The sequence below is a fragment of the Methylobacterium sp. genome (assembly GCF_019750675.1).
GTDB lineage: Bacteria > Pseudomonadota > Alphaproteobacteria > Rhizobiales > Beijerinckiaceae > Methylobacterium.
Genome location: NZ_JAIEOF010000243.1, coordinates 1 through 2,053, shown reverse-complemented (window position 1 = coordinate 2,053; position 2,053 = coordinate 1). Strand labels below are relative to the sequence as shown.

Below are 2,053 nucleotides of genomic sequence, written 5' to 3'. Positions count from 1 at the left end.
CCCTCCACCAGCACGCGGCCGGCGCGCATCACCGTCACGGTGTCGGAGATGTTCATGACGATGCCCATGTTGTGCTCGATGAACAGGACGGTGTGGTCGCGCCCGAGGTCGCGGATCAGCGCCGTCATCGCGGCGATATCGTCGATACCCATGCCGGAGGTCGGCTCATCGAGAAGGATGACCTTCGGGCTTGCTGCCATCGCCATCCCGACCTCGAGGCGCCGCTGCTGCCCGTGCGAGAGCTCGCCCGCGGCGCGCAAGCCCACGCGGGTCAGTTCGAGACGCTCCAGCATCGCCTCGGCGACCGCGAGCACCGGCCGGTTGGCCTCGGCCCGGCGCCAGGGGGCCAGCGCCTGCCAGGGCGTCCGCCCTTGCGCGGCCAGCCGCAGGTTTTCGCGAACACTGAGCGTCGGGAAGAGGCTTGTGACCTGGAACGAGCGGGCGAGGCCGAGGCGCACGCGCTCGTGGTCCGAGGTGCGGGTGATGTCCCGGCCGCCCAGGGTGATGCGCCCGGCCGAGGGCGCGATCCGGCCGGTCAGGGCGTGGAACAGGGTGGTCTTGCCGGCGCCGTTCGGGCCGATGATCGAGTGGACGCTGTTCTCGGCGATGCGCAGGGTCACGTCCTGCAGGGCGACGAAGCTGCCGTAGCGGACGCTCAGGGCGTCGGTGGCGAGAATGGGTTCGCTCATCGGGTCGCCTCCGATGCGGGTGCGACGTCGGGATTGCTCACCACCGGCCGGTCGGGGGCCGGATCCTCCGGCGGCGGCGCCCGCGTCACCAGGGCGACGGCGCGCTCGATCAGGCCCCAGAGGCCGCGCTGCAGGAACAGCGTGATGACGATGAGGAGGAGCCCGAGGAGGAGGAGCCAGCGCGGCCAGATCGCCGAGAGGGCGTCGGCGGCGAGCAGGTAGGCGCCCGCGCCGAGGAGCGAGGCGAACAGGTTCGCGGTTCCGCCGATGATCGTCATGATCAGCAGGGTCTCGCTGGTGTGGTAGTCGATGTTCGAGAGAGGTGCGACGCCGATCAGCATGGCGTGGAGCGCGCCCGCGAAGGCCGTGACCGCGCCGGAGATCGCGAAGGCCGCGACCTTGAAGGCGCGCACCGGATAGCCGATCGCCCCGGCCCGGCCCTCGTTGTCGCGGATGGCGAGCAGGGTGCGCCCGAAGGTCGAGAGCGCGACCCGCTGCAGGGCGGCGAAGAGCGCGAGGAAGAGCACGGCCACGAAGGCGTAGTAGGCCCAGGGACCACTCAGCACCGTGTCGCCAAGGCTCGGACGCGGGATGTCGAGGAGGCCGTTGTCGCCTCCCGTGAGACCGCTGAAGGTGTAGGCCAGGAAGTAGAACATCTGCGAGAAGGCGAGCGTCAGCATCACGAAGTAGACGCCCTGGCGCCGAATCGAGACCCAGCCCACGGCGGCCGCCACCAGGGCGCCACCGCCCAATGCCAGCAGCAGCACGACGGGGGCCGGCAGGCCGGCCCGGACGAGGCCGAGCCCGGCGACGTAGCTGCCGAGGCCGAAGAAGATGCCTTGGCCGAAGGAGAGGAGGCCCGTGTAGCCGAGGAGCAGGTTGCAGGCGGCCACCGCGAGGCCGAAGATCAGGATCTCGCTGGCCAGCGTGCCCGAGCGCATGGTCACGGGCAGGATCAGCACGACGGCAACCGCGAGGCCGAACTGGACGAGGGGTCGATCGAGGACGGGAATCACCGCGAAAACTCTCCCTCAGGCCCGGCCGAACAGGCCGCGCGGCATCGCCATGATGATGCCGGCCATGCCGAGATAGATGACGAGGCGTGCGCCCTCGGGCCACAGGGTGGCCATCAGGCTCTGGGCGATGCCGACGAGGAGGCCGGCGGCGAGCGCCCCGGCGTAGCTGCCCATCCCGCCGATCACCACCACGACGAAGGCGATGCCCAGCGCCTCGACGCCCATGAAGGGCTCGACGCCCCGGATGGGGGCGGCGAGCGCCCCGGCCAGTCCCGCGAGCCCGGCGCCCAGCGCGAAGACGGCGGTGTTGATGGCATGCGTATCGTAGCCCAGCAGCGCCATGTTCGA

2 protein-coding genes and 1 pseudogene are annotated in these 2,053 nt (G+C 70.8%); all 3 read right to left on the bottom strand.

Features of this window, described 5'->3' with window-relative positions:
• The coding region (locus K2X24_RS12470) for an ABC transporter ATP-binding protein (protein WP_292498464.1) at positions 1 to 689 on the bottom strand (689 nt) is incomplete at its 3' end.
• Entirely contained in the window at positions 686 to 1,705 is a 1,020-nt protein-coding gene (locus K2X24_RS12465) for a branched-chain amino acid ABC transporter permease (RefSeq protein WP_292498462.1), read from the bottom strand. The genes K2X24_RS12465 and K2X24_RS12470, both read right to left, overlap by 4 nt.
• A gap of 15 nt (positions 1,706 to 1,720) precedes the next feature.
• Positions 1,721 to 2,053, bottom strand: a pseudogene (locus K2X24_RS12460) (branched-chain amino acid ABC transporter permease); the annotation flags it as partial.